General features: G+C 60.6%; 25 protein-coding genes. 9 read left to right on the forward strand and 16 right to left on the reverse strand.

Features of this window, described 5'->3' with window-relative positions; genetic code table 11:
• Positions 1-82: 82 nt before the first annotated feature.
• From JOF47_RS11640 to JOF47_RS11660, 5 genes are all read right to left on the reverse strand, one after another.
• The gene (locus JOF47_RS11640; RefSeq protein ID WP_209998326.1) at positions 83-409 is read right to left on the reverse strand and encodes a hypothetical protein; all 327 of its coding nucleotides are present in this window, start codon (positions 407-409) and stop codon (positions 83-85) included.
• On the reverse strand, positions 402-818 hold the full coding sequence (gene fliS / locus JOF47_RS11645; protein WP_342592762.1) for a flagellar export chaperone FliS: 417 nt from the start codon (positions 816-818) through the stop codon (positions 402-404). Before fliS ends, JOF47_RS11640 begins: the two co-directional genes overlap by 8 nt.
• Positions 815-2,140 carry a flagellar filament capping protein FliD gene (gene fliD, locus JOF47_RS11650; RefSeq protein WP_209998328.1) on the reverse strand — a complete coding sequence of 442 codons (1,326 nt, stop codon included), beginning with the start codon at positions 2,138-2,140 and terminating at the stop codon, positions 815-817. Before fliD ends, fliS begins: the two co-directional genes overlap by 4 nt.
• A 203-nt stretch (positions 2,141-2,343) precedes the next feature.
• Positions 2,344-3,186, reverse strand: coding sequence for a flagellin N-terminal helical domain-containing protein (locus JOF47_RS11655; RefSeq protein ID WP_210001599.1), 843 nt, complete (start codon positions 3,184-3,186; stop codon positions 2,344-2,346).
• A gap of 119 nt (positions 3,187-3,305) precedes the next feature.
• Complete coding sequence (locus tag JOF47_RS11660; RefSeq protein ID WP_209998331.1) at positions 3,306-4,124, reverse strand: sigma-70 family RNA polymerase sigma factor; 819 nt, start codon at positions 4,122-4,124, stop codon at positions 3,306-3,308.
• A 218-nt stretch (positions 4,125-4,342) separates the two neighbouring features.
• On the opposite strand from JOF47_RS11660, the gene JOF47_RS11665 reads away from it, so the two are divergent.
• The 6 genes from JOF47_RS11665 to JOF47_RS11690 all read left to right on the forward strand — a co-directional run bounded on the left by JOF47_RS11665 (position 4,343) and on the right by JOF47_RS11690 (position 10,159).
• Positions 4,343-4,828 carry a flagellar protein FlgN gene (locus JOF47_RS11665; protein WP_209998333.1) on the forward strand — a complete coding sequence of 162 codons (486 nt, stop codon included), beginning with the start codon at positions 4,343-4,345 and terminating at the stop codon, positions 4,826-4,828.
• A 9-nt stretch (positions 4,829-4,837) separates the two neighbouring features.
• On the forward strand, positions 4,838-6,277 hold the full coding sequence (gene flgK, locus JOF47_RS11670; protein WP_209998343.1) for a flagellar hook-associated protein FlgK: 1,440 nt from the start codon (positions 4,838-4,840) through the stop codon (positions 6,275-6,277).
• A gap of 12 nt (positions 6,278-6,289) precedes the next feature.
• Positions 6,290-7,171 (forward strand): flagellar hook-associated protein FlgL, encoded by an 882-nt coding sequence (gene flgL / locus JOF47_RS11675; protein WP_209998345.1) that lies wholly within the window; start codon positions 6,290-6,292, stop codon positions 7,169-7,171.
• Positions 7,168-7,542, forward strand: a complete 375-nt coding sequence (locus JOF47_RS11680; RefSeq protein WP_209998347.1) for a flagellar assembly protein FliW — start codon at positions 7,168-7,170, stop codon at positions 7,540-7,542. Before flgL ends, JOF47_RS11680 begins: the two co-directional genes overlap by 4 nt.
• 110 nt (positions 7,543-7,652) lie before the next feature.
• The gene (locus JOF47_RS11685) at positions 7,653-8,906 is read left to right on the forward strand and encodes a class I SAM-dependent methyltransferase (RefSeq protein WP_209998349.1); all 1,254 of its coding nucleotides are present in this window, start codon (positions 7,653-7,655) and stop codon (positions 8,904-8,906) included.
• Between the two features lie 110 nt (positions 8,907-9,016).
• Entirely contained in the window at positions 9,017-10,159 is a 1,143-nt protein-coding gene (locus JOF47_RS11690; protein ID WP_209998350.1) for a glutamate--cysteine ligase, read from the forward strand.
• A gap of 100 nt (positions 10,160-10,259) precedes the next feature.
• On the opposite strand, the gene tsaD is transcribed toward JOF47_RS11690, so the two are convergent.
• The 8 genes from tsaD to JOF47_RS11730 form a co-directional block, all read right to left on the reverse strand.
• The gene (gene tsaD, locus JOF47_RS11695) at positions 10,260-11,333 is read right to left on the reverse strand and encodes a tRNA (adenosine(37)-N6)-threonylcarbamoyltransferase complex transferase subunit TsaD (RefSeq protein ID WP_210001601.1); all 1,074 of its coding nucleotides are present in this window, start codon (positions 11,331-11,333) and stop codon (positions 10,260-10,262) included.
• Positions 11,334-11,400: 67 nt separating this feature from the next.
• Entirely contained in the window at positions 11,401-11,886 is a 486-nt protein-coding gene (gene rimI, locus JOF47_RS11700) for a ribosomal protein S18-alanine N-acetyltransferase (RefSeq protein ID WP_281070241.1), read from the reverse strand.
• Positions 11,883-12,563, reverse strand: coding sequence for a tRNA (adenosine(37)-N6)-threonylcarbamoyltransferase complex dimerization subunit type 1 TsaB (gene tsaB / locus JOF47_RS11705; RefSeq protein ID WP_209998355.1), 681 nt, complete (start codon positions 12,561-12,563; stop codon positions 11,883-11,885). The genes rimI and tsaB overlap by 4 nt, the downstream gene beginning before the upstream one ends.
• 4 nt (positions 12,564-12,567) lie before the next feature.
• On the reverse strand, positions 12,568-13,149 hold the full coding sequence (gene tsaE, locus JOF47_RS11710; protein ID WP_209998365.1) for a tRNA (adenosine(37)-N6)-threonylcarbamoyltransferase complex ATPase subunit type 1 TsaE: 582 nt from the start codon (positions 13,147-13,149) through the stop codon (positions 12,568-12,570).
• On the reverse strand, positions 13,133-14,278 hold the full coding sequence (gene alr / locus JOF47_RS11715; protein WP_210001603.1) for an alanine racemase: 1,146 nt from the start codon (positions 14,276-14,278) through the stop codon (positions 13,133-13,135). The genes tsaE and alr overlap by 17 nt, the downstream gene beginning before the upstream one ends.
• A gap of 190 nt (positions 14,279-14,468) precedes the next feature.
• Positions 14,469-14,867 carry a large conductance mechanosensitive channel protein MscL gene (mscL, locus tag JOF47_RS11720; protein WP_210001604.1) on the reverse strand — a complete coding sequence of 133 codons (399 nt, stop codon included), beginning with the start codon at positions 14,865-14,867 and terminating at the stop codon, positions 14,469-14,471.
• An 81-nt stretch (positions 14,868-14,948) separates the two neighbouring features.
• Complete coding sequence (coaA, locus tag JOF47_RS11725) at positions 14,949-15,908, reverse strand: type I pantothenate kinase (protein WP_209998368.1); 960 nt, start codon at positions 15,906-15,908, stop codon at positions 14,949-14,951.
• Positions 15,905-16,057 carry a hypothetical protein gene (locus JOF47_RS11730; protein WP_209998369.1) on the reverse strand — a complete coding sequence of 51 codons (153 nt, stop codon included), beginning with the start codon at positions 16,055-16,057 and terminating at the stop codon, positions 15,905-15,907. Before JOF47_RS11730 ends, coaA begins: the two co-directional genes overlap by 4 nt.
• On the opposite strand from JOF47_RS11730, the gene glmS reads away from it, so the two are divergent.
• Positions 16,056-17,927, forward strand: a complete 1,872-nt coding sequence (gene glmS / locus JOF47_RS11735; protein ID WP_209998371.1) for a glutamine--fructose-6-phosphate transaminase (isomerizing) — start codon at positions 16,056-16,058, stop codon at positions 17,925-17,927. The genes JOF47_RS11730 and glmS overlap by 2 nt on opposite strands.
• 267 nt (positions 17,928-18,194) lie before the next feature.
• On the opposite strand, the gene JOF47_RS11740 is transcribed toward glmS, so the two are convergent.
• Positions 18,195-18,752 carry a mycothiol transferase gene (locus tag JOF47_RS11740; protein ID WP_209998373.1) on the reverse strand — a complete coding sequence of 186 codons (558 nt, stop codon included), beginning with the start codon at positions 18,750-18,752 and terminating at the stop codon, positions 18,195-18,197.
• A gap of 129 nt (positions 18,753-18,881) precedes the next feature.
• Between JOF47_RS11740 and JOF47_RS11745 the strand changes: the two genes are divergently transcribed.
• Complete coding sequence (locus tag JOF47_RS11745) at positions 18,882-19,232, forward strand: holo-ACP synthase (RefSeq protein WP_209998375.1); 351 nt, start codon at positions 18,882-18,884, stop codon at positions 19,230-19,232.
• Between the two features lie 180 nt (positions 19,233-19,412).
• Positions 19,413-20,855 (forward strand): NAD(P)H-hydrate dehydratase, encoded by a 1,443-nt coding sequence (locus tag JOF47_RS11750; RefSeq protein ID WP_209998377.1) that lies wholly within the window; start codon positions 19,413-19,415, stop codon positions 20,853-20,855.
• A 114-nt stretch (positions 20,856-20,969) separates the two neighbouring features.
• Here the strand turns inward: JOF47_RS11750 and JOF47_RS11755 are convergent, their stop codons facing one another.
• Complete coding sequence (locus JOF47_RS11755) at positions 20,970-22,313, reverse strand: UDP-glucose dehydrogenase family protein (RefSeq protein WP_209998379.1); 1,344 nt, start codon at positions 22,311-22,313, stop codon at positions 20,970-20,972.
• 122 nt (positions 22,314-22,435) lie between these two features.
• Entirely contained in the window at positions 22,436-23,782 is a 1,347-nt protein-coding gene (glmM, locus tag JOF47_RS11760; protein WP_209998380.1) for a phosphoglucosamine mutase, read from the reverse strand.
• Positions 23,783-23,832 lie beyond the last annotated feature (50 nt).

Raw genomic sequence — 23,832 nt, forward strand, 5'->3', positions numbered from 1 at the left:
CTTGGGCACAAAGGGATGTGAGCAATCCGTGCTCTCATAACAGACAATCGGCCAAAAACTACTAGCCGTTAGCTATTTGCAGCTATCCAACCAGATCCAGGTAGACGGATGTGGAACTCATGGATCGAGGGATGGAATCAACCGCACGCAGTTGCCGCGCCGTTTCATCTCGCCGGTCCTTGAGGACCACAGCAAGTTCCTGCATTTCCATGAAGATAGCCTGTGCCCGTGGCGCAAGGCTCGACGGCAGCGGACCCACGTCCTCCGGTGGGCTCCAGCTGGTGGGCAACTCAAAAAGCTCTTCGCTGTCCAGAGCACATCGGCGCAACCGGGCCATGTCGTCTTCCATTTGTTCCAACACAGAAATCCATGATTCTTCGGCCGAGATCAGAGTTGCATTCTTAGCCAACGAACGTACCGCCATCGCGCGCAGGAGCGGCCACCGGAACGGCCGCAGCTTCGTGCCATGCCTGCCGCAGTGGTTCCAGCAAGGAGATTGCTTGGCGCGTCAGTGCCGGATCTCGGCGGATGTTCGCATTGACCAGCAGTTGGGTCGCGAAGGCGTACAGGCTTTGCAGGCCCTGCGCGCCGTCCCAAGAATCCGTGTTCAGGGATGAAACGAGTTCGGCAATAATGTCCTGCGCATGCATGAGGTTGTCGGAGGCAGCGATCCAGTCCTGCGCCAGCTGCGCTGCTTCAGCCCTATTCAGGTCAAGAAGCAACCGGTCATAGAGCATTGTCAGCAAGCGCGCCGGGCTGGCCGAGAGGATTGCTTCGCGGTTCAGCTGCGCGCGTTTCTGTGCGGGATTCATCATCATTTGCCCTGCGCACCCGTGCTCAAGGAGTTAAGCTGCGAGGCCATGTAATTCTGTTGGGAATTGAGCTTGCTCAACTGCACTTCAAGGGCGGAATAGGTGCGCTTTAGGGAGGCTTCGCGCGTAGCAAGTCGTCGGTCCCAATCCAGGACCTGGGCATCAAGCCGGGAAACCATGGATTCCTGCCCCTTGATGTGCATGGTGATTATCCCGTCGTATTTGTCCGACAGGTTCGCGGTGACTGTTGAAACGCGTGAGGCAACAGTTTGCATCACAGATTCGATGCGCGCCGGGTCCTCGGCCAGAACTTTTGCAAACTTTTCTGCGTTGAATTCCAGTTTGCCGTCTTTGGTGATCGAGATGCCGATCTCCGATGGCGACTTTCCATCGATTGGCATGACCACTGCATCCATCACTTGCTTCTTGACGTCCCGCGCAGTGCTGTCGCCCGTGAAAATCATGCCGGATGTTGAACCGCCCACACCACTTGTGACTGCCGAGTTTAGGGCAATAAACTTGAAAAGATCATTGAGGGAATCAACCAAATCCGAAGCAGTCTTAGAGGTTGATTCTGTGTCGCGGGCCACCGAAATAGTGACAGGTTCCGTTGATGTCTTGGATACCGTGACGTCCACGCCCGGAAGCAAGGAAGTGAAGGTATTGGTGGCGGAACCAACTTTTTGCTCGGCGTCGGTGCCCGCCCAAAGAGTCAACGCGGCGTCCTCCGCCGTTCGAATCACTTTCAGATCCTCCGCGGTACTCCCATCGGCCTTGGTAATGGTGAAAGCGTTCTTGGCACCGGTATCCGTTGAGGAGAATTGCACACGGAATGTTCCGTCACCAGTTGCGACCTTGACAGCTTTGACGCCGGCATCGGACGCGTTGACGGCCTTGATTACATCATCCAGCGAATTCGAATCGGCAACGATGTTGGTGGTTTTGGTTCCATCCGCGGACTTGATGGCAAACTTCGAGGCAGGCCATTCAGTTACGGCCTCCGATACGTGAATCTGGCTTTGGGCAAGCTTCGTTACAGTGACGTCCAGGGAACCGGGGTTGGCACCGGCTCCGGCGGTAGCCTTGACGCCATCGGAGCTGCTGGAGGTGGTGAAAAGCTGAAGGGACTCGGGCTTGGCCAGCTTCTTAGTAAGGTTGGCCAGATCGGCTACCTTGGTGTTCAGCGCTTGCAGGGCACTGACCATAGTCTGGGTGGATTTGACCTTGTTCTTCAGGATGTTCTGCGGAATCGCTTCAACCTGCATCAGGGATTTGATCAGTTCAGTGGTGTTCAATCCACTGGCTAGTCCGTCGAGTGCCAGGCCCATGCCGTCTCCGCTTCTTCAGTCTTATTTGTATACCGAGAATCTCCCGCGGCAAGCGCGCACAAAGTGCTGCGCGGATGCCACGGGAGATCCTTGGGTGATGCTTTGTGTTTCCTCAACCGTTGACTTACCTGTTGGCAGCTTGGGGGTATGCCAACTTGGCATCCCGGTTTAGAAAACGATCATGCTAGTCCGAGCCAGAATTTCTAGCGGAGCAGCGAAAGGATGCCCTGGGTGGACTGGTTTGCCTGCGCGAGCATGGACGTACCGGCCTGGGACAGGATGTTCTTGGCGGTGAACTTGACCATTTCGCCGGCCATGTCAACGTCGCGGATGCGGGACTCTGCAGCAGAGAGATTTTCGCGGGAGACGTTCAGCGAGTTGATTGCCGATTCGAAGCGGTTCTGCGAAGCACCCAATCCTGAACGAGCAGTGGAGACGGTCTTGATGTGACCGTCGAGTGCAGTAATCGTGGCCAGCGCTGCGGTCTTGTCTGCGAAACCGGCCGCGGAAAGGGTAGTAACCGCGGTGCCAATGAGGCTAACGTCAGTCATCTTGACATCGATCTGATCCGCGGTAGCAGATCCGCCGGCACCAACCTGGAAAGTCATATCCGTTGCAGCGGCAGCGGTGTCGAGCAGCTTAATGCCGTTGAAGTTGGTGGACTCACTGATGCGCGTGAGTTCCTTGCCCAGGGCCTCAACTTCGGTCTTGATAGCACCACGTGAATCGGCGTTGTTCGAATCGTTGCCGGACTGGACGGCCAAGTCACGAACGCGCTGCAGGATCGAGTGAACCTCGGTCAAGGCGCCTTCAGCGGTCTGGATGACCGAGATACCGTCCTGGGCGTTGCGTGCTGCAACAGCCGAGCCGTTGACCTGCGAACGCAGGCCCTCGGAGATGGACAAGCCGGCAGCGTCGTCAGCTGCACGGTTGATGCGCAGGCCGCTGGAGAGCTTTTCGAGCGACTTGGAAAGGTCGTTCTGCGTGTTGGACAGGTTTCGGTGCGAGTTGAGCGCCGAAATGTTGGTGTTGATTTGCATACCCATGGTGAATTCCTCCGTGAGACGGGTGTCTGGTACGAGGTCCATCCATGGACCTCAATCACCGACTATCGGCAGTCATCAACATGGGGTTAGCGGTTCCCGGAAAATTATTGGAAAGGAACCTAAACCGCAGGCACCAATGACTCGGTGCCGTATGCCATACGGGCGATTCCTCCCGTGGCCCGGTCTTGAAACTCATGCAGGTAGGCGTCTCGGCGCTGCGCTGCAGCACGGGTCAAGGCCGCTGAAGGTACCGGCGAAACCTCGGGCATGTAGTTTTTTTGCAAGCCCTCTTGCAGCAGCTTCACCGCAGAGGTTCGACGCTGCGACACCGCCGAATGTGTGATTCCCATTTCGGCTGCCAGTTCCTTGACGGTGGACCCCTGGAAGTAAATGCGCTCAATCACCATGCGCAAATTCTCCGGCAGCGCGGCCACCGCCTCGCGCACTACCAGAACGCTTTCGACTTCAAGAACGGATTCTTCAGGTGTGAGGTTGTTCGAACTTAGGTAATCGTTCATCGCATCGTCGATGCCGACAACCGTGCGTGCAGAATCAGTAAGCGCGGCAATTGTCGATTCCTGGTCCTTGCCCATGGCCTCGGAGAGCTCGGCGACCGTGGGAGTCCTGCCCATGGCCGCGGTCAAGGTTGCTTGGATCGTGCGGGTTTCGGTGATGCGCTTCCGTGCACCTCGTGTGGCCCAATCGTTGGAGCGCATGTCATCGGCGAAGGCGCCGACGATGCGTCGACGGGCATATGCGCCGAATGGAACGCCAATCTTTGGATCGAATGCCTCGGCGGCCGTGATGAGAGCAATAGCACCGACCGAAGCAAGATCTTCACGGGAAAGGTGCGTTGCTTTCGCACACATTTCCGCCGCGAGATAGCCAACAAGTGGCAAATTCTCTACAACCAATTGGTTGCGTGCTTCTAGATCCACTGGGGCGTTCCTTACCGCATAGAGAGAGTCCCAGGCCGGTGCGTATTGTCACTGGCCAAACGGCAATTTCTCCCCAAAGAACCTCGCCACATGAGATATTAGCGGCAAATTCAACTTTGTGGGGTTATTTTGGCTAACGCGTGTCGTTATGAAGCCGATAGATTGAACCAACTGGGGAAATTTTGGGGGATACCTAGAGCTTTGGGAGGAAAACATCCATGGGAACCAATGAGCTTTCGGTGCTGTTATGGAAAGAACGCGAATTACTCGAACTGCTTCAATTCAAATTGGAAGAGCAGCATTTGCTACTCGTGGCAGGAAAATCGCGTTGGATTGACCTGGCAACCCGAGAAATTGAAAGTGTTCTGGAAAAAGTCCACACAGCGGGCTTGGTGCGCGCACTGGAGGCTTCAGGCGTTGCAGCCGATTGGGGACTTGCCGACGATTCCTCGCTGGCAGAGATAATCGGATCGGCACCCGATGGCCCGTGGAAGGAAATCTTCGCTGCCCACCTTGGTGCATTGCGGTCAACAAGCACCGAAATAGCCAGCCTCCGCGACGCAAACGAGCAGTACCTGCGCGCAGCATTCCGATCAACCCAAGAGACACTTGCCACTTTGGGTGAAGACTCTTCGCTTTATGGGCCCAAGGGCTCATCCCCGGCGCAACACGTCGGGGCACACATCATCGACACAAACCTCTAAGGAGTCCCCGTGAGCACGTTCAGTGGCCTGAATACTGCTATGACAGGCCTGAATGCGGCACGCTTGGCAATGGAAACGGCCGGCAACAACTTGGCCAATGTGGGCACCAAGGGGTACACCCGCCAGCGCGCCGACTTTGTTTCCGTCGGTTCCGTTGCACAGACGGGGCTTCTGACTTCTCGCAATGGCGTGGGACAAGGCGTAGCCCTCACGGGCATTGCACGGCTTTCCGATGCCCACCTCGAAGCCCGCGTCCGCGGGACCTTGGCCTTTGCCTCGCAGGCCGATGTGCGCGCCGAGGGTCTTTCCAACCTTGAGGGAGTCCTCCGCGAGCCAGGCGAAAACGGCCTTTCCGCCTTGCTCAATGAGTTTTGGGCTGGATGGGAAGACGTTGCCACCCAGCCGGGGGCGACCTCCCCCGCGGCCGTCCTGCTGGAACGGGCAAAGGCCGTGGTAGACCGGATCTCCCTCTCGCACACGGAGATATCCACCCAGTGGAATGCCCAAAGGCAAGGCCTCGACACGATGGCCAACGAAATCAACACCGCTGCCACCGCCATCGCGGAACTGAACGGCCAGATTCGTTCGTCGGTTGCCGCTGGCGGCGCTCCCAACGCCCTTCTAGATCAGCGCGCGCTGCTCAGCGACCGCATTGCAGAACTATCCGGGGCCACCGTTCGCGAGTCGCCTGACGGAACCATTGACGTGTTGATTGGTGGAAACGCCTTGGTCAGCGGCACCACGGTTCGCCCCGTCGAGGTCGCCGGAGGACAGTCAATGGATACCGACCCCGCAGCTACCTTGCGGTGGGCCCACCGTCCAGGTGATTCGATAGGTCTTGAATCTGGCCGAATAGCGGGAGCGCTCTCGCTTATTGCACCGTCCAACACAACCGGCACCGGCGGCGCACTTGCGGAATCGGCCAAGTCGTTGAACTCCATCGCAGTGGAACTTGCAACACGCGTCAATGACGCCCAGGCCAAGGGCGTGACGGTTGACGGGGTTCAGGGCAAAGACTTCTTTAGTTTCGACCCGGCCAATGCCGCCTTGTCGCTGAAGGTGCTCGCCAGCGGCGCCAAGGACCTGGCCACGGGCAAGGCCCCGACCCCGCCCGCAGTATGGGATCCGGCCAATGCCTTGGACGGGTCCAACGCGTCAGCCATGTCCCAGTTGGGCAAAGTCAAGGACGGCCCCGACGCCCTGTGGGCAAATATGGTGATCAAGATCGGTGTAGCAACCAAGTCGGAAGCGCAGCAGGCCGTCTCCACCGCGGTTGCGGCATCCAGCGCCCAAGCCGCCCAGCTCTCGGTATCCGCGGTTTCCCTCGATGAGGAAAACGTCGCACTGCTGGCCCACCAACATGCTTTCCAGGGCGCCGCACGTGTGATGACGGCCGTCGATGAAATGCTCGACACCCTTATCAACCGCACCGGGCTCGTTGGACGATAGGCAACAAGGATCATGATGAGAATTACCACCGCATCGCTAAGCGCTACGACGGACCGCAATCTTCAGGTTGCCATGAACCGCCTGGCCACTGTGCAAAACAAGGCTGGGACCCAAAAGGAAATCGGGCGTCCCAGCGACGATCCCAGCGGCACGGCCAGCACCATGGCAATCCGCGCCCAACAGCGCCAAAATGACCAGCTCACGCGCAACGTACAGGACGCCAACGGTTGGCTGTCCACCGCCGACAAGGCCTTGGGGACGACCACGGACTTGCTCCAGCAGCTGCGTGACGCCACCGTGAAGGGTGCCAACGATGGCGCACTTTCGCCGGATGCCAAGGCAGCCATTGTTCAGGAGCTCAAACAACTGCATGATTCGCTGATAAGCGTTGCGAACACCCAGTTCATGGGGCGCCACATTTTTGCCGGCAATTCCGTTGATTCCAATGCAGTAGACGTAGCTGCCGGCTACAACTTTACTGGGGCCGGCAGCGTTGACCGACGCATCGGACCGAACTCCAGCGTCCGCGTCGATGTAGATGGGGCCGACGTATTTGGTGAGGGGAACACCAGCGTTTTTGAGTTAGTGAACAACATAATTACCGAGCTGATCGATGGTACAAACATCGGCAGCCGAATTGGGGATGTGGATAAAATCATGCAGAAAGCACTTGGGGTGCATTCAACGATCGGTGCCAGCCATGCGGCCGTGCTCGCGGCGGACGAATCGCTGTTGACCGACGCCGTGTCGCTGGAAGGGCAGCGAAGCCTCCTTGAGGACATCGATTTGGGGTCGATTGCTCTTCAACTCAAAACACAGGAACTTGCCTACCAGGCAGCGCTTTCCGCAGCGGCACGCACGCTGCAGCCGTCGTTGATGGATTTCCTGCGATGAGCCGCGCGCTGATCCCCGTTGCCCCGCTTCCGGGCTTTCCGACGGCAACAACTCTGTCCCTGGAAGCGGTGGAGGGAGCCATCGGGCTCTATTCCCTAGTTTCCACACAGGCACCAGAACTCCGATTTTTTGTGCTGGATGCCGCAATCCACCTTGCCGATTACAACCCGGTGTTCACCAACGAGCAGATAGCCTTGGTAGGCGATCCTGCACCCGGGGACAACAGCGTCCTAGTCATCGTCAACACCACCGGCAACCAGCCGACGGTGAACCTGCTGGCCCCGCTGTTGGTCAACGCCGGCACCGGCTACTGCGCCCAGGTGATTCTCGAAGGCCAGGAATGGCCGCTGAGGCACGTGCTGCCCAATTAGCCGGACCCGGGGCTTCCGGGCGTGTGGGGGCGGCTCGTCATGCGAGGCCGCCCTCCGCTATTGGGGGCTCACGCCGCGGCTTGGCCGCCTAAACAGCTAGGCTTATGCCCATGTCTTCCAACAGTTCCGATGTACCTAGTTCCCAGCTTGCACTCCTGTTGACGTCCGCAGGATGGGAGCTGTTGAATTCCGTCGACCCGTCATCGGCCGGCACCAACGAAGCTGCTTTTCAATTGAACCTGAGCCTTCGCAAAGCCGGTCACCCGGCCGAGTTGGCCACTGCGGTGGTCCAGCAGAGCCAGCTGCGTTTCAAGGCGCGGACGAAATTCGGGCCGTTTGCCGACAGCATGGTCTTCACGCAGGCAGGCCTGGAACAGGCCACGCGGCTGAACATTGCCGGCCTGCATGCCCAGCGCTACACGCGCGCCGGCATCAAGAAGGTTGCAGACCTCGGTTGCGGCATTGGCGCCGATTCGTTGGCCTTGGCCAGTGCGGAAATCGATGTGACCGCGGTCGAACTGGATGAAACCACTGCCGCCGCAACAACCCTGAACCTCATGCCATGGACGAACGCCCGGGTCGTGAATGCGGATGCGACGTCATTCGACCTGACCGGTTTCGACGGCGTGTGGCTGGATCCCGCGCGCCGCACCACCGACACCTCGGGCACATCACGGATCTTTGATCCCGAGGCGTTCAGCCCTCCACTGTCGTTCGTCGAGAACCTGGCCGACCGGGGGCTGGCCGTTGGCGTCAAGATGGGTCCGGGCCTGCCCCACGACGCCATTCCAGCCAATTGCGAAGTCCAGTGGGTTTCTGTCAACGGGGATGTCACGGAAGCGGCACTGTGGTTCGGCAAGCTAGCGCGCCCGGGCATCCGCCGGGCCGCCCTCGTGATCAGCGAGCACGGGGCCACCGAAATCACCAGCTCCCTGGATTTCGATCCGGACGCCGCGCTCCGCGGCGACGTGCCGGTCGGTCCCATCTCCGAGTACCTCTACGAGCCGGACGGCGCTGTCATACGCGCGGGCCTCATCGATGAACTGCTCAAGATCACCGGCGGGCACCTTCTCGACCCGCATATCGCCTACTTTGGAACCGATGCCTTTGTCCAGACGCCGCTGGCCAAGGCATACAAGGTGGTGGAAGTCCGGCCTTACCACGTCAAGAACCTGCGGGCATGGGTCAAGGCGGAAAAGATCGGCGTTCTGGACATCAAGAAACGCGGCATGGACGTCACCCCGGAAGAGCTGCGCAAGGTGCTTCTGGCCGGCTCCGGAAAGAGCTCCAAGAAGAAGGCCACCTTGGTGCTCACCCGCATCGGCGACCAGCGTGTTGCAATCCAGGTGGAACCCGTGGCCTAGGCCCGTCCAACAGGTGGTTTCATTCATGTCATCCACCACGCCAACTAACTCGATAGAATTGAACGTGCATTAAATTTGGGGTGGTTCACCGCAAAATATTTGGAGGCTAGATGCAAATAGAATTCGCATCATCACGCCAGTCCACCCTTGGGGTGGAATGGGAAATTGCGTTGGTGGATCGAAACACGGCGGACCTGCGTTCCGTTGCCGACGACGTCTTGGCGCAGCTGCATGCCCGCCATGGTTCCCTCGAACTTGATGAAGAGCACCCCCACGTGAAGCAGGAGCTGCTGCTCAACACCGTGGAAATAGTTACTGGCGTCTGCGAAACGGTTTCCGAGGCCAAGGCCGAACTGCACGAGAGCATCGTGTCGATTCGCGAAGTCACGGACCCCATGGGCATTGACCTCTACTGTGCTGGATCGCATCCCTTTGCGTCGCCCAAGTCGCAGCCGGTCACTGACAAGGACCGCTATGCCAGGATGATCGATCGAACGCAGTGGTGGGGCCAGCAGATGGTCATCTACGGTGTTCACGTCCACGTGGGTTTGGACTCCCGGGACAAGGCGCTTCCGATTGTGGACGGGTTGATCAACTACCAGGCCCATTTCCAGGCGCTTTCGGCTTCCAGCCCGTTCTGGGGCGGCGAAGACACCGGCTATGCCTCACAGCGGGCCTTGATGTTCCAGCAACTCCCGACAGCCGGCGTGCCTTACCATTTCTCCACCTGGAAACAGTACGAAGCGTACGTGGCCGACATGGTGCACACCGGCGTCATTGACGACATCTCGGAGATCCGCTGGGATGTTCGTCCGGTGCCTCGCTTCGGCACTGTGGAAATGCGCATCTCGGACGGCTTGTCCTCGCTTCAAGACATCGGGGCCATCGCCGCCCTGACGCAATGCCTGGTTGATGACATGTCCACGACGCTGGACAATGGTGGTTCGATTCCCGTCATGCCTCCTTGGTACCGGGTGGAGAACAAGTGGCGTGCCGCGCGCTACGGCATGGAAGCCATCATCATCCTCAACGCCGAAGGCGATGAAATGCTGGTTACCGACCATCTGCGCATGGAACTTGAACGGCTTGCCCCCGTGGCCGAAAAGCTCGGGTGCAGTGCTGAGCTGGCCGACGTGGAACGCATCATCACGGGCGGCGCCGGCTACCAATGGCAACACAAGATTGCAGCCGCTCACGGCGGAGATCTGCGTGAGGTGGTCAAGGACAATATCCGGCGAATGAATATCGCCTAGATTCCCGACCTGGCTAATTGATTGAAGGGTATGCGCCGTTGGCGCATACCCTTCAATCGTTTAATTCAGTTATCCATCCAAGGGGATCTGAGCCGGGCGACTAAGCTACCAAGGAAATCAGGCTCACGGGCTGCCCGGAGTCCGTGGAGAACTTCAGGCCGGTCGGCTTCACACCGGCGCTGACAAGTTGTGCCCCAAGTGCGGCCACCATGGCTCCGTTGTCGGTGCACAGGCTCCTGGGCGGCACCCGAAGAGTAATCCCCGCCGAGGCACAGCGGGCAGCCAGAAGCTCGCGTAGGCGCGTATTGGCCGCAACCCCTCCCCCGAGCAGCAGGTCGGTCAGCCCGTGCTCCTGGCAGGCGCGTACGGCCTTCGAGGTAATAACGTCAACCACTGCTTCCTGGAAGCTGGCAGCAATGTCGGCAACGGGGACTTCTTCACCGCGCAGTTGGTATTGCTCGACGCATCGTGCCACGGCCGTCTTGAGGCCAGAGAACGAGAAATCGTGCCGGTGCTTGCCCGGATTTTCCGCGCTACCCACGAATTTGGGAAGCGTCAGTCCGCGGGGGAAGCGGATGGCCTTGGGGTCGCCTTCCCTGGCGATCTTGTCGATGACGGGCCCACCCGGGTATCCAAGCCCGAGGAGGCGGGCAACCTTGTCATAGGCCTCACCCGCTGCGTCGTCGATCGTTGCCCCCAAAAGACGGACATCGTCGGAAAGCGAATTGACCTGCAGGATTTCTGTATGGCCACCTGACACCAAGAGTGCGCCGAGGTTCTCAGGCAGCTTGCCGCCGTCCAAAACCGCCACGCCAACATGCGCAACTAGATGATTAATCGCATAGAGGGGTTTTCCACTGGCCATTGCAAGCGCCTTGGCTGCCGCGACGCCTACCATCAACGCACCGGAGAGTCCCGGGCCGCTGGTTACGGCAATGGCATCGATTTCATCCAGGGTGACCCCTGCCGTAGTCAAGGCCGATTCAAGGGTGGGCACAAACTCGTTCAGGTGGGCACGCGAAGCGATTTCGGGAATCACGCCGCCAAAGCGCACGTGCTCCTCCATGGAGGAGGCAACGGCGTTGACCAGCAAGTCGGTTCCTCGCACAATTCCCACGCCTGTTTCATCGCAGGAAGACTCAATGCCAAGAACAAGGGGATTGGAAACAGACATAGCCATAATTTTAGGTCTCCTGACCCGGGTTAGACGAAGCGGCGCCGTGCCCAGCACGTCGCCATTGTTATGCGGAAGGAATCAAGACCTTGCGCATGATGACGGCATCAACGCCGTCGCGGTAGTAGCGCGGGCGACGGTGAATCACTTCGAACCCGTGGCGTTCATAGAGGCCCTGGGCGCGTGGATTGTCTGCCCGGACTTCCAGCAGCAGGTCAGTGGCGCTTTGGTCGATGGCACGTGCAATCATGGTGCGCAGCAGATGCGTCCCGATCCCCCGTCCTTCGTATTCCGGGATCACGGCAATCGTTTGCACATCGGCCAGGGGCAGCACGCACATGAGGCCGCAATAGGCCACGATCCGGTCGGCATCTTCCACAACCCAATAGTCACGGGTGTCGGTGAGGGCCAATTCGTCTACAAACATTGAAAGGGGCCATGCGTCCACGGGGAACAGCTCTGTTTCCAGGGCCCAGACCTTTGCCAGGTCGTCGCTGGTCATGAAACGGGTATGGAGCCCTTCGGCCTGCGACTCATGTGCGGAGTTTCTCAAAGCATTTTCCCCTTCATGACTGCGGGAACCTTGGCATCCGATTCACGCAGATACAGCGGCTCCGTGGAGAGCAATGGTTTCCCTTCGGCAAGCAGCCTTGCGGCGCGGGTGCCGAGGGCCACCGCGCTGGGGTGCAGGTCCTCAAACCCTTCAATAATGCTTGCCCCGATGGCCCGGAGGCGTTCTGCGTAGAGCCCTGCCCCGGCCCCGTAAACCGGGAGGGCTGGAAGCTCTTCAGCGACCGTGACATTCGGGCCATCCAGCAGTTCACCGGTGGAGGTGTAGCGTGCCCAGTAGAGTTCCTTGCGACGGGCATCAATGGCAACCACGAATTCCGTTTCGGGGTTGCCGGCCACGGCCTCAAGCGCGATGGCGTCAAGGCTCATCACCCCATGCACCGGTATGTTCCAGACAAAGCCCAGCGTGCGGGCCGTGGCAAGCCCCACGCGCAGGCCCGTGAACGGGCCCGGCCCGACGCCGACGACGATCCCAGCGAGGCCGTCTCCGCCGATCCCTGCGTTCTTAAACAGACTTTCAATGGCCGGAGCCAAGACCTCGGAGTGGTCGTTGCTGGCCGTCGAGGTAAAGGATTCGATGACGCGAACGTCTTGTGCATCGGTGGCATCCAGAAGGGCGGCCGAAGCATTGGCTGAGGTGTCAATCGCCAGTAGATACACTGTGCTATTTCCTTGAACTGTCGAAGTCGTTAAGAAGCTCGGCGAGCGCCTCGTGGTGTTCCCATCGTGGCCCGTATGCACCAAGGATGATGGTGCGAGGTTCTTCGTCTTCACCTTCGTGGAAGTCGAAGACCAGTTCCCCGCCGGTATCGGCGGACCCGGCGCGCAGCAGCGTGATTTCCAAGCGGGAGTCGCTCAGTTGTTCGACTTTCCCCTGCCCCCATTCGACCACCGTGACCGAGCAACCCATGCTGCTTTCCAGGTCAAGGTCGTCCACCTCCCCCGCGCTTTCGAGCCGGTAGGCGTCCACATGGACAAGATCCGGCCCATGGGCAAGCGAAGGGTGGATTCGCGAGAGGACAAAGGTTGGCGAAATAATGCCCTCGCGCACGCCCATGCCAAGACCCAGGCCCTGGGTGAAGGTCGTCTTGCCTGCTCCCAGTTCACCGGTGAGCACCAAGAGGTCGCCGGCTTCCAGCAGCCCGCCCAAGCGCTGGGCGAAGCGTTGCGTCTCGGCGACATCCCCCACGGCGATCTGCGCCTTGAGGGCCGCTCCCCCACTGACCGGATCACTCACCCGATTCACCCCATGTTCCTTCCACCAGCTGGCGGGGCACACGTGGGGAAATGCGGGTCACGATCTCGTAGTTGATCGTTCCGGCGGCATCGGCCCATTCGGTGACTTGCGGACCGCCGTCGCCAAAGAGGACGACTTCCGACCCGAGGAGTTCTTCCACGTCGACGTCGGGCCCCAGGTCCACCACGAACTGGTCCATGGCAATGGATCCACGCACCCGATAGATCTTGCCGTTGATGCTGACCGGCGCGTTGTTGGCCCCACGGGGAATTCCATCGGCGTAACCCATGGGGACCAACCCCAGGTAGGTGTCTTCGGTGGTGTGGTAGCGAAGGCCGTAGCCAACGCCCTGTCCCGCCGGAACGCGCTTCACGTTTGCCACGCGACTCACCAGGCGCATGGCCGGGCGCAGGCCGAAGCTCTCGGGGCTTTCGTTTTCGAAGGGGCTCAGTCCGTACAGCCCCAGGCCGAGGCGCACCATGTCGTAGTGCGCGTCGGGGCGGGAAAGGATGGCGGGCGTGTTTGCAATGTGGCGTACTTCAAGGTCGAAGCCCGCATCCTCGGCGAGAGCCACGGCTTCGTTGAAGGCCGTGAGCTGTTCATCGGTTTCGGGACGCTCGGGTTCATCGGCAACCGCCAGATGGGAGAACACTCCAACGATGCGCATGAGCCCCTCTTCCTGGTAACTCGAGGCACGCCCCAGGAGGGCATCCCAATCGGCGGGCGTGCTGCCGTTGCGTCCCAGTCCGGTGTCGATCTTGAGGTGGACTCGGGCAGGCTGTGCGGCGGCCTCGGCGGCACGGGCCACGTAGTCCAGTTCCCATCCGGAAACGGCGATGTCGATGTTTGCGGCAATGGCATCTTCGAAGGGCGTGCCTTCGGTGTGGAGCCATGCCAGCAGCGGGGCGTTGAGCCCTGCTTCACGGAGTTTCAGCGCCTCGGTGACGTGGGCGCAACCCAGCCATGTTGCACCAGCCTGAAGGGCGGCGCGGCCCACCGCGACGGCACCGTGTCCGTACCCGTCGGCCTTGACCACGGCCATGATTTTTGCGGGGGCAACCAGTTCGGAGACGCGCTTGACGTTTTCGCGCACGTTCGCCAGATCAATGATTGCTCGGCGTTCCCAGTTCGGCGTCATTGCCGGCTTCTGGTCGCGGGTCGGGGTCTCGGGTTGTTCATTTGATTGCGCACTCACCGAACAATTATCCCACTTTCGCCCCGCTGCTCGTTCCATAGGCGCGGGCCCGCGTGCGCCAATACGAAAAATGCTCCGTTGCCTTCGGCGTGGAAGGCAACGGAGCATCGAAATTGGCGGGGGTTGGGCCGCGCTAGCTGGTCCGGCTCTTAAGTTCGTCCCGGATCTCGGCAAGGAGTGCAAGCTTCGGGTCCACCGGGGCTTCAGCTTCTTCAACCCCGAACTTGGCCTTGTGCAAGTCGTTCAGCTTCTTCATCGGCATCACGACCACAAAGTAAATGGCTGCGGCGACGAGCAAGAAGTTCACGAGGACGGTGAGGAAGGCGCCGAACTTCACCTGGACGCCACCGGCAAGAGTCACGACAAGGAATGAATCAAAGTTGGGGGAACCCACCAACCCTGCGATAAGTGGCATGAGGATGAATTCCACCATTGCGGTGACGACGGAACCAAATGCGGCACCGATGACAACAGCAACAGCAAGGTCAACGACATTGCCCTTCATTATGAAATCTCTAAATCCCTTAAGCATGAGCCCAGCTTTACATACATATAGGACGAATTTCATGGTTTGACCCGCTGTTTCACCAAAATTCCACTGTCTTTCCGCAAATTAGATCTTGCGGAGCAGCATTCTCCTGATGGAGTGGTCGGCCGACTTGCTGAGCACCAGTTGAGCCCGGCCGCGTGTTGGGATGACGTTCTCGCGCAGGTTCGGTTCATTGATCCGCTTCCAAATACCGTGCGCGGTTTCCCTGGCCTGCTCGTCGCTCAGGTTCGCGTAGCGGTGGAAGTACGAGGCAGGGTCCGAGAACGCGCCGGAGCGCAGCTTCATGAACCGGCTGATGTACCATTCCTCGATGTCAGCGGTGCGTGCATCCACGAAGACCGAGAAGTCAAAGAAATCACTCAACGCAAGTCCGGCGATGCCGTCCATGCGGGCACGGGCCGGCTGGAGCACATTCAGGCCCTCGACAATCAGTACCTGCGGCGAGCGGACCACGACTTCCTTGCCCGGCACAATGTCATAAGTCAGGTGCGAGTACCAAGGTGCGCGGACCTCGGGAGCCCCGGACTTGACCTCGGAAACGAATCGGAGCAGCCTCCGCCGGTCGTAGGATTCCGGGAACCCCTTGCGGTGCATGATCCCGCGCTTTTCCAAGTCGGCATTCGGATACAGGAAACCATCCGTGGTGATCAGCTGGACGTCCGGGGTGTCAGGCCAGCGACGCAGAAGCTCTTGCAACACGCGAGCCGTGGTCGATTTGCCCACGGCCACGGATCCCGCCACACCGATCACGAATGGTGTGCGACTGGTCTTTTCCCCCAGGAAGGTGTTGGTTGCCTGATGAAGGGATGCTGCACCTTGGACATAAAGGTTGAGCAAACGAGAGAGAGGCAGATACACCTCGCGGACTTCCTCAAGGTTTAGCTGTTCGCCCAAGCCGCTGAGCCGCTGCAGGTCCGCCTCGTCGAGGGGTTGCTGCATTTCATTGGATAGGCGCGCCCATGTTTGACGGTCTAATTCGACGAAAGGTGTCGCACCGAAGTCGACCGTACGCTGTCCATTCACGCCTTGAATTGTGCCAAGAAAGCTCCCATAAACCCAAACGTCGACCGATCACTGATATTGGGCAGCATGGTCAACCCCATAAAATTGCGATGCTCGCTCACGGCAAAAATGCACTTTTGGGCACTTTGCGGCATGTACTCTTTTTTCATGTGTGGAATCGTTGGATATGTAGGTAACCCAGAACGAACGGCCTCTCACGGCGCGCTCGAAGTCATCATCGAAGGCCTCCGTCGCCTCGAATACCGCGGCTATGACTCGGCCGGAATCGCCGTAGTCACAGGTGACGGCGTTGACTCGCGAAAGAAGGCCGGCAAGCTCGCCAACCTCATCGCGAACCTCGAAGAAGACCCGTTGCCGCAGTCCGTCACAGGCATTGGCCACACGCGCTGGGCGACCCACGGCGGCCCCACCGACCTCAATGCCCACCCGCACAAGGCGGACAACGGCAACCTGGCCCTTATCCACAACGGCATCATTGAGAACTTCGCCGAGTTAAAGGCCCTGCTGCTCAGTGAAGGCGTCGAGTTCCTCTCCGACACGGACACCGAGGTTGCGGCTGCGCTGCTCGGCTCGGTCTACCGCGGCGCCGGCCAAGGCGACCTGACCCGTTCCATGGAACTGACGGCCCGCCAGCTTGAAGGCGCTTTCACTCTTCTGGCCGTGCACGCAGACCACCCCGGCGTCGTTGTCGCTGCACGCCGCAACTCCCCCTTGGTCCTGGGCCTTGGCGACGGAGAGAACTTTCTCGGCTCGGACGTCTCGGGCTTCATCGACTTCACCCGTCGCGCCGTTGAGCTCGGCCAGGACCAGATCGTCACCATCACGCCGGAGAACCACAGCATCACGGACTTCTTCGGCAACCCGGCCGAGGGCAAGGAATTCTCGGTTGACTGGGATGCAGCCAGCGCCGAAAAGGGCGGCTACGCGTCCTTCATGGAAAAGGAAATCAACGACCAGCCCGCCGCGGTGGCCGACACCCTCCTTGGCCGCTCGGACGCCTTCGGCCGTCTGACCCTTGATGAGATGCGCATCGCCCCCGAGGAACTGGCAAACGTCACCAAGATCGTTGTCCTTGCCTGCGGCACTTCCGCCTACGCCGGCTCCGTGGCCAAGTACGCCATCGAAAACTGGTGCCGGATCCCCGTTGAGGTCGAGCTCTCCCACGAGTTCCGTTACCGCGATCCGATCGTGGACGCGAACACCCTGGTGGTTTCGATCTCGCAGTCCGGCGAAACCATGGACACGCTGATGGCAGTGCGTTATGCCAAGGAACAGGGCGCCAAGACCCTGGCAATCTGCAACACCAACGGGTCGACCATTCCGCGTGAATCAGACGCCGTGCTCTACACCCACGCCGGACCGGAAATCGCCGTTGCCTCCACCAAGGCATTCCTGGCCCAGATCACCGCCACCTACCTGCTGGGCCTCTACCTTGCACAGTTGCGCGGCAACCTGTTCAGCGGCCAGATCAAGGACATCCTGGCCGATCTTGGCAAGATCCCCGCCAAGATACAGGACGTCCTGGACCGTGGCGACGAAATCAAGGAACTGGCACGCTCCATGGCCGAAGCCAATTCGGTGCTCTTCCTCGGTCGCCACGTGGGCTACCCGGTTGCCATGGAAGGCGCGCTGAAGCTCAAGGAAATCGCCTACATCCACGCGGAAGGCTTCGCCGCCGGCGAGCTGAAGCACGGCCCGATCGCACTGATCGACGACGGCCAGCCGGTCTTCGTAGTCGTCCCTTCCCCTCGTGGACGGGATTCCCTGCACTCCAAGGTCGTCTCCAACATCCAGGAAGTCCGCGCCCGCGGTGCCAAGACCCTGGTCATCGCCGAGGCCGGCGATGAATCGGTGCGCGAATTCTCCGAGTTCGTCTTCTACGTTCCGGAGACCCCGACCTTGCTAATGCCATTGCTGGCAACGGTTCCGTTGCAGCTCTTCGCCTGCGAATTGGCTTCGGCCAAGGGCCTTGACGTGGACCAGCCGCGCAACCTGGCCAAGTCGGTAACGGTCGAGTAGACCTAACGTGTGCGGTGTTGGTTTCGTTTCCCGCGAGGGGAATGAAACCAACACCGTTGTCTTTTAACGCCCGGCAGGCGCCTCTAAGGGTGCCTCTAAGGGTCGGCACCCCCGGGTATCGACTGCAATACATTGAGATACCCGGACCATGGATCACAGCGGATCGGCCCGTGGAACCGCGGAAGCTAACGTCCACCCAGCAACGCGAGAAAAAGGCGAACAATCGACTGTTTTGTTCGGCGGCAGGTCCGGCTTCTGGTTCAGGAATCAACCGTGGTCTGCAAAAATCCCTTGAACGAATTCGGCTTGCCCCAAATGCTTGGTGGTTTCATTGAGGACGCTCGCCAACCGCACTCCCACGGTCACCGGTGGATCCCAACGCCGATCAATGATCGTGTCGAAGTCGCCGTCCTCCAGCGTGCAAAGGATCCTGTCGCTTAGTTGATGCACCGAGCGGTAGTAGCCCAGCAGGTACGCGCTTTCATACATTCCGAACTCTTCGACCTGCCCACTGCTGTGCCCGTAGCCGGTGTCAAGGTCGCTGTAGGGCAATTGAAACCTTTGGCGCCATCCGTCAGCGACCCAGCGCTGTTCAGCCGAGGACTCGGGCCACAAGCGGTTGGCAAGGTGCACGAAGTGGTCATCCTGCACCCTGGTCAGATGCCAGATCAGCCATCCAATGTGGTTGGTGTTCTTGCTGGGCCTAAAGCGCAAGAGTTCCGGCTCAGCCCGGTCAAGCAGGGTTCCGATCCCCTCCGATACCCGAACGAATCCATCGCGCAGGAGAGCAACCGCCACTGCATCCGACCTCTCTGAATTCTCCATGAACCACTTACCCCTTTGTTGGGAGCCCCGAAATTTTCACACGATCCAACAGCCAAGCCTCGTCCAACAGGCCTGATAGATCAATGGGCATTTCGATCCGCCAGGGACTTCGCGGATAAACTCGGAGCCATGATCGTGGGAATTGGTGTAGATGTTGTCGAGGTATCTAGGTTCAAGGCGCAGCTGGAACGCACGCCGGCTCTCATCGAACGGCTCTTCGTTCCGGCGGAACGGGGTTTGCATGTCAGGTCCCTGGCCGCCCGTTTTGCCGCCAAGGAGGCCATCGCCAAAGCCCTCGGCGCTCCGGCCGGAATGAATTGGCAGCACTGCCAAATCGTCAAGGACGCTGCCGGGGACCCCCAGGTGCTGCTTGACGGGTCCGTTGCCGAAGTCGCAGCAGCGAAGGGCATCCTCTACTGGCATATTTCCATGAGCCATGACGGGGATCTTGCCACCGCCATGGTGGTCGCCGAACGCTAGACGGTTCAACAAATTTGCTGGTGGGAACGGGCTTCCCGCTTCATGTGTCGACCTATAGATGGGACATGTGCCTGACAGAGTCGGTATTCTGTCAATATGATTCCCGTGTACAGAGGTTCCCAGGTACGTACGGCAGAAATCCCACTTGTGCGTAACGGCGGTGCAAACCGTCTCATGCGCATGGCGGCCGACGCCCTGGCCCACCAAGCGGTGCTGATGCTCCGTGAACATTCCGGAAGATTGTACGGATCGCGAATGGTCGGGCTCATTGGTTCGGGAAACAACGGCGGTGATGGCCTGTATGCAATGGCCGCCCTGGCAAAACGGGGTGTCAGATGCACCGCCGTGTTGCTTGGCGAGCGCACTCATCCCGAAGCGCTGGAAGACTTCAACCGTGCCGGCGGGCGATCGGCCTATGCGATGCAGCTTCCCGGACTGCTTGAAGACTGTGACCTGCTGATAGATGCCGTTTACGGCACCGGTGTCCGCCCCGGCGCCGTACTGCCGGAGATACCGCAGAACATACCCGTGTTGGCGTGCGACCTGCCCAGCGGCGTTGATGCAGACACCGGAGCGGTCGTCCCAACCGTCATTGCGGCCGATCGCACCGTGAGCTTTGGCGCGTTGAAAACCGGACTCGTGGTTGGTTCCGGGCATTTGGTTTCCGGGCACATCAAAGTAATCGACATCGGATTGCGCGAGACCCTGCCTGCGCCGGAGGCGTGGGTCGCGCAAGGTGAAGACGTTGAACTGCTGTTGAACCGCACCTCGGATTGGCACGTGCCGGGACAGCACAAGTACCAGCGAGGCGTGCTGGGCCTGTTTGCCGGTTCCCCGCGCTATCCGGGAGCCGCGGTGCTGGCCGCCCGGGCCGCTGTCTCCACTGGCCTGGGGCTGTTGCGAACCGTGGTCCCTGACTCCGTGGCCCCGGCAATGTCCGGTGCCGTCCCCGAATCCGTGCCCCTGTCCTCGCAGGAGCTCACCGCATTGCTCGCCCACAGCCGCCGCAACGACCGCGAAGGCGCAAAACGCATTGGTGCGTGGGCTGTCGGCCCGGGCCTGGAAGACACCCCGGACAACCGCGAGACACTTGCGCAGATCTTGGCGTCGGAAAGTCCCTGCGTATACGATGCCGGGGCGCTGGTCATGCTCGAGCCGGGAGCAAACCCCCAACCCCGGATCCTGACGCCGCATGCCGGCGAGTTGCGGTCCCTGTTGGCCAAGGCCGGTGTCCGGGTGGACGCTGCAGACATTGCGGACGACCCGGTGCGCTGGGCCCGCTGGGCGGCAGTTGCTTATGACTGCGTGATCCTATTGAAGGGCTCGGCGACGATCTGCACGGCGCCCGATGGCTACACCCTGATCGTGCACTCCAGCACGCCTGATTTGGCAACGGCCGGCAGCGGCGATGTCCTGACCGGGTTGTTGGGGACGCTCTTGGCGGCGACAAGCTTCCCGGCCAAGGAATCCGAGACCAACCTCATGCACCGGCTGACCGACATAGCCGCCGCAGGGGCCCTCATCCATGCCCATGCCGGCGCACTGGCGGCGCTGGAAGGCACACTAAGCGCCGTGGACCTACTCCGGGCACTCCCGCGCGCGGCCAGGGACCTGGGGCTCTGAGCTACTCCCCCCAAGCACTTTTGCCGGAAGCAATAGACGAAGGGCCTTGGTTTGACTTCGCGAAGTCAAACCAAGGCCCTTCGTCCACCCGCTGGTCCGGGATCCGGGAACCGGCTAGGGTTGTGCGTCCAGCGGGGCATAGTGCTGGCCCATGCCGATGATTTCCCAGCCGTCGGCTTCCCAGACCGCGCGGTCCAGGACGTTGCGGCCGTCAATGATGCGGCGCGAAGCGACCAGCGGATCCAGGTCCCCGGGCGCCAGCTGCCTGAACTCGGCCCACTCGGTCAGCAGCAGGACAACGTCGGCGCCGCCGACTGCCTCGGCAAGGCCCGGGGCATAGTCAAGGCGCGGGAAGCGTGCCGCCGCGTTCTTGTTGCCCTTGGGGTCGTAGACGGTCACCTCGGCTCCGGCGTTGTAGAGCCGCACGGCGATGTCCAGGGCCGGCGAATCGCGCACGTCGTCGCTGTCCGGCTTGAACGTCACGCCGAGGACGGCGATTTTCTTGCCGACCAGGTCGTCGTTGAGCATTGCATGGGTCAACCGCACCACGCGTTCGCGGCGGCGCAGGTTGATCTCGTCGACCTCGGCCAGGAACCCCATGGTGTGCGTCAACCCGAGTTCGCTGACGCGTGCCTGCAGCGCCCGGATGTCCTTGGGCAGGCATCCCCCGCCAAAGCCAACGCCCGCGTTGAGGAACTTGCGCCCGATCCGCACGTCATGGCCCAGCGCATCGGCCAGGGTCGTGATGTCCCCGCCAATGGTCTCGGTGACCTCGGCGAACGAGTTGATGAAGGAAATCTTCGTGGCCAGGAAGGCGTTGGCCGCGACCTTCACCAGTTCGGCGGTTTCGAAGTCGGTGACGATCAGTGGGGTGTCGGCGGCCAGGGCCTTGGCGTAAACCTTGCGCAGGATATCCACCGATTCGGTGTCCTGCGTGCCAATGACCAGTCGATCCGGGCTCATGGTGTCGGCCACGGCAAAACCCTCGCGCAAGAATTCCGGGTTCCAGGCCAGCATGATCCGTGAATCCGGCTGCGCCTCCGCCTCGATCAGTGACGTCAGGCGCCGCGCAGTTCCCACGGGCACCGTCGACTTGCCCACGATCAGGGCTTCGCCTCGGATGCGCCGGGCCAGTTCACGGACGGCCGCATCAACGAAACGCAGGTCGGCGCCGTGGCCGTCGGCACGCTGGGGTGTGCCAACTCCGACGAAATGAACATCCGCCCAATCGGCGACCTGGTCGTAGTCGGTGGTGAACCGCAGCCGGCCCGTTGCAACGTGCTTGCGCAGCAGCTCGGGCAAGCCTGGTTCGTGGAAGGGCAGTTCGCCCAGTGCCAGCGAATCGATCTTGGCCTGGTCAATGTCCAAGCCGATGACTTCAAAACCCAACTCAGCCATGCATGCGGCGTGGGTTGCGCCAAGATACCCGGTGCCCACCACCGATATTTTCAACGTCATGCCCGTGGGACACCCTTTCTAAGACTCTTGCGCACGCATTCTGCGGCACAACCATCAGCAATGTGGCCGGGCGAAACGGACCACAGTCCGCTCCACCCGGCCACACGCAACAACTTGGTTTCCTAGAGAGCAAGCTCTCGCGAAACAACATCCGCCAGGGACTTGGCAATGTTCTCGGCAACGGACTGCGAGGTTGCCTCGACCATGACACGGACAACGGGTTCGGTTCCGGACGGGCGCAGCAGCACACGGCCCGAATCGCCCAGCTCTGCTTCGGCCGCAGCAACGGCATCTGCAAGCACCGCGTTGGTGGGAGCCGCTGACTTGTCCACGCCCTTGACGTTGATCAAGATCTGCGGCAGCACGGTCATGGCGCCGGCAAGTTCCTTCAGGGACTTGCCCGTTGCGTTGACACGGGCCGCGATCTGCAGACCGGTCAGCACGCCGTCGCCGGTCGTGGCATAGTCGGCGAAGATCACGTGCCCGGACTGTTCGCCGCCCAGGTTGTAGTCACCCTCGCGCATGCCCTCGAGCACGTACCTGTCCCCGACTCCGGTTTCCTTGACGGTGATGCCGGCCTCGCGCATGGCGATCTTCAGGCCAAGGTTGCTCATCACCGTGGCTACCAGGGTGTTGTCCTTCAGCTTTCCGAGGTCCTTCATGGCGGTGGCCATGATTGACATGATCTGGTCGCCGTCGACGACGGTTCCCTCGTGGTCCACGGCCAGGCACCGGTCGGCGTCGCCGTCGTGGGCAATTCCGAGGTCCGCGTTGTGTTCAACCACGGCTGCCTGCAGGTTTTCAAGGTGCGTGGAACCGTAGCCGTCGTTGATGTTGATGCCGTCGGGTTCGGCACCAATGACAATAACTTTGGCGCCCGCGGCCGCAAAGACCTCCGGGGAGCAGCCGCTTGCAGCGCCGTGCGCGCAATCCAGCACGATCTTCATGCCTTCGAGGCGGTTCGGCAGGGACTGCAACAGGTGCATGATGTAGCGGTCTTCGGCATCCGCAAAGCGGGTCACCCGTCCCACGTCCCCGCCGACGGGACGGTACTTGGGCTTCTCCATCGCTGCTTCGATTGCGTCTTCGAGCGCGTCGTCAAGCTTCTTGCCGCCACGTGCCAGGAACTTGATGCCGTTGTCTGGCGCCGGGTTGTGCGAGGCGGAGATCATCACGCCGAAGTCGGCGCCGAGGTCGGCCACCAGGTATGCGGCAGCAGGCGTGGGCAGTGTTCCCGCGTCGTGTACGTCAACGCCGGAAGAGGCAAGCCCCGCTTCGATGGCAGCCGAAAGGAAGTCGCCACTGATCCGGGGATCCTTGGCCACCACCGCCATGGGCCTTCGCCCATCCTTTATTTGTTCATGACCCAGCACCATTGCGGCGGCCTGTGAAAGCGCCATCGCCAGTTCGGGGGTCAAGAGTTCGTTTGCTTTTCCGCGGACACCGTCGGTCCCAAATAACCTTGCCATCGTCATCCATCATAGGGGTTCGACTCCCCCTTGGCCGGTATCTGCGGACC

The sequence above is a fragment of the Paeniglutamicibacter kerguelensis genome (genome assembly GCF_017876535.1).
GTDB lineage: Bacteria > Actinomycetota > Actinomycetes > Actinomycetales > Micrococcaceae > Paeniglutamicibacter > Paeniglutamicibacter kerguelensis.

Bases quoted from the DNA above. Each gene is read 5' to 3' on its own strand.
- JOF47_RS11740 (WP_209998373.1), bottom strand. From the start codon at position 18,752: ATGGAGAATTCAGAGAGGTCGGATGCAGTGGCGGTTGCTCTCCTGCGC.
- JOF47_RS11665 (WP_209998333.1), top strand. From the start codon at position 4,343: ATGGGAACCAATGAGCTTTCGGTGCTGTTATGGAAAGAACGCGAATTA.
- fliS (WP_342592762.1), bottom strand. From the start codon at position 818: ATGATGATGAATCCCGCACAGAAACGCGCGCAGCTGAACCGCGAAGCA.
- flgL (WP_209998345.1), top strand. From the start codon at position 6,290: ATGATGAGAATTACCACCGCATCGCTAAGCGCTACGACGGACCGCAAT.
- glmM (WP_209998380.1), bottom strand. From the start codon at position 23,782: ATGGCAAGGTTATTTGGGACCGACGGTGTCCGCGGAAAAGCAAACGAA.
- glmS (WP_209998371.1), top strand. From the start codon at position 16,056: ATGTGTGGAATCGTTGGATATGTAGGTAACCCAGAACGAACGGCCTCT.
- JOF47_RS11730 (WP_209998369.1), bottom strand. From the start codon at position 16,057: ATGAAAAAAGAGTACATGCCGCAAAGTGCCCAAAAGTGCATTTTTGCC.
- mscL (WP_210001604.1), bottom strand. From the start codon at position 14,867: ATGCTTAAGGGATTTAGAGATTTCATAATGAAGGGCAATGTCGTTGAC.
- JOF47_RS11690 (WP_209998350.1), top strand. From the start codon at position 9,017: ATGCAAATAGAATTCGCATCATCACGCCAGTCCACCCTTGGGGTGGAA.
- JOF47_RS11750 (WP_209998377.1), top strand. From the start codon at position 19,413: ATGGCGGCCGACGCCCTGGCCCACCAAGCGGTGCTGATGCTCCGTGAA.
- JOF47_RS11745 (WP_209998375.1), top strand. From the start codon at position 18,882: ATGATCGTGGGAATTGGTGTAGATGTTGTCGAGGTATCTAGGTTCAAG.
- alr (WP_210001603.1), bottom strand. From the start codon at position 14,278: ATGACGCCGAACTGGGAACGCCGAGCAATCATTGATCTGGCGAACGTG.
- JOF47_RS11685 (WP_209998349.1), top strand. From the start codon at position 7,653: ATGTCTTCCAACAGTTCCGATGTACCTAGTTCCCAGCTTGCACTCCTG.
- JOF47_RS11755 (WP_209998379.1), bottom strand. From the start codon at position 22,313: ATGACGTTGAAAATATCGGTGGTGGGCACCGGGTATCTTGGCGCAACC.
- fliD (WP_209998328.1), bottom strand. From the start codon at position 2,140: ATGGGCCTGGCACTCGACGGACTAGCCAGTGGATTGAACACCACTGAA.
- JOF47_RS11655 (WP_210001599.1), bottom strand. From the start codon at position 3,186: ATGGGTATGCAAATCAACACCAACATTTCGGCGCTCAACTCGCACCGA.
- JOF47_RS11680 (WP_209998347.1), top strand. From the start codon at position 7,168: ATGAGCCGCGCGCTGATCCCCGTTGCCCCGCTTCCGGGCTTTCCGACG.
- tsaD (WP_210001601.1), bottom strand. From the start codon at position 11,333: ATGTCTGTTTCCAATCCCCTTGTTCTTGGCATTGAGTCTTCCTGCGAT.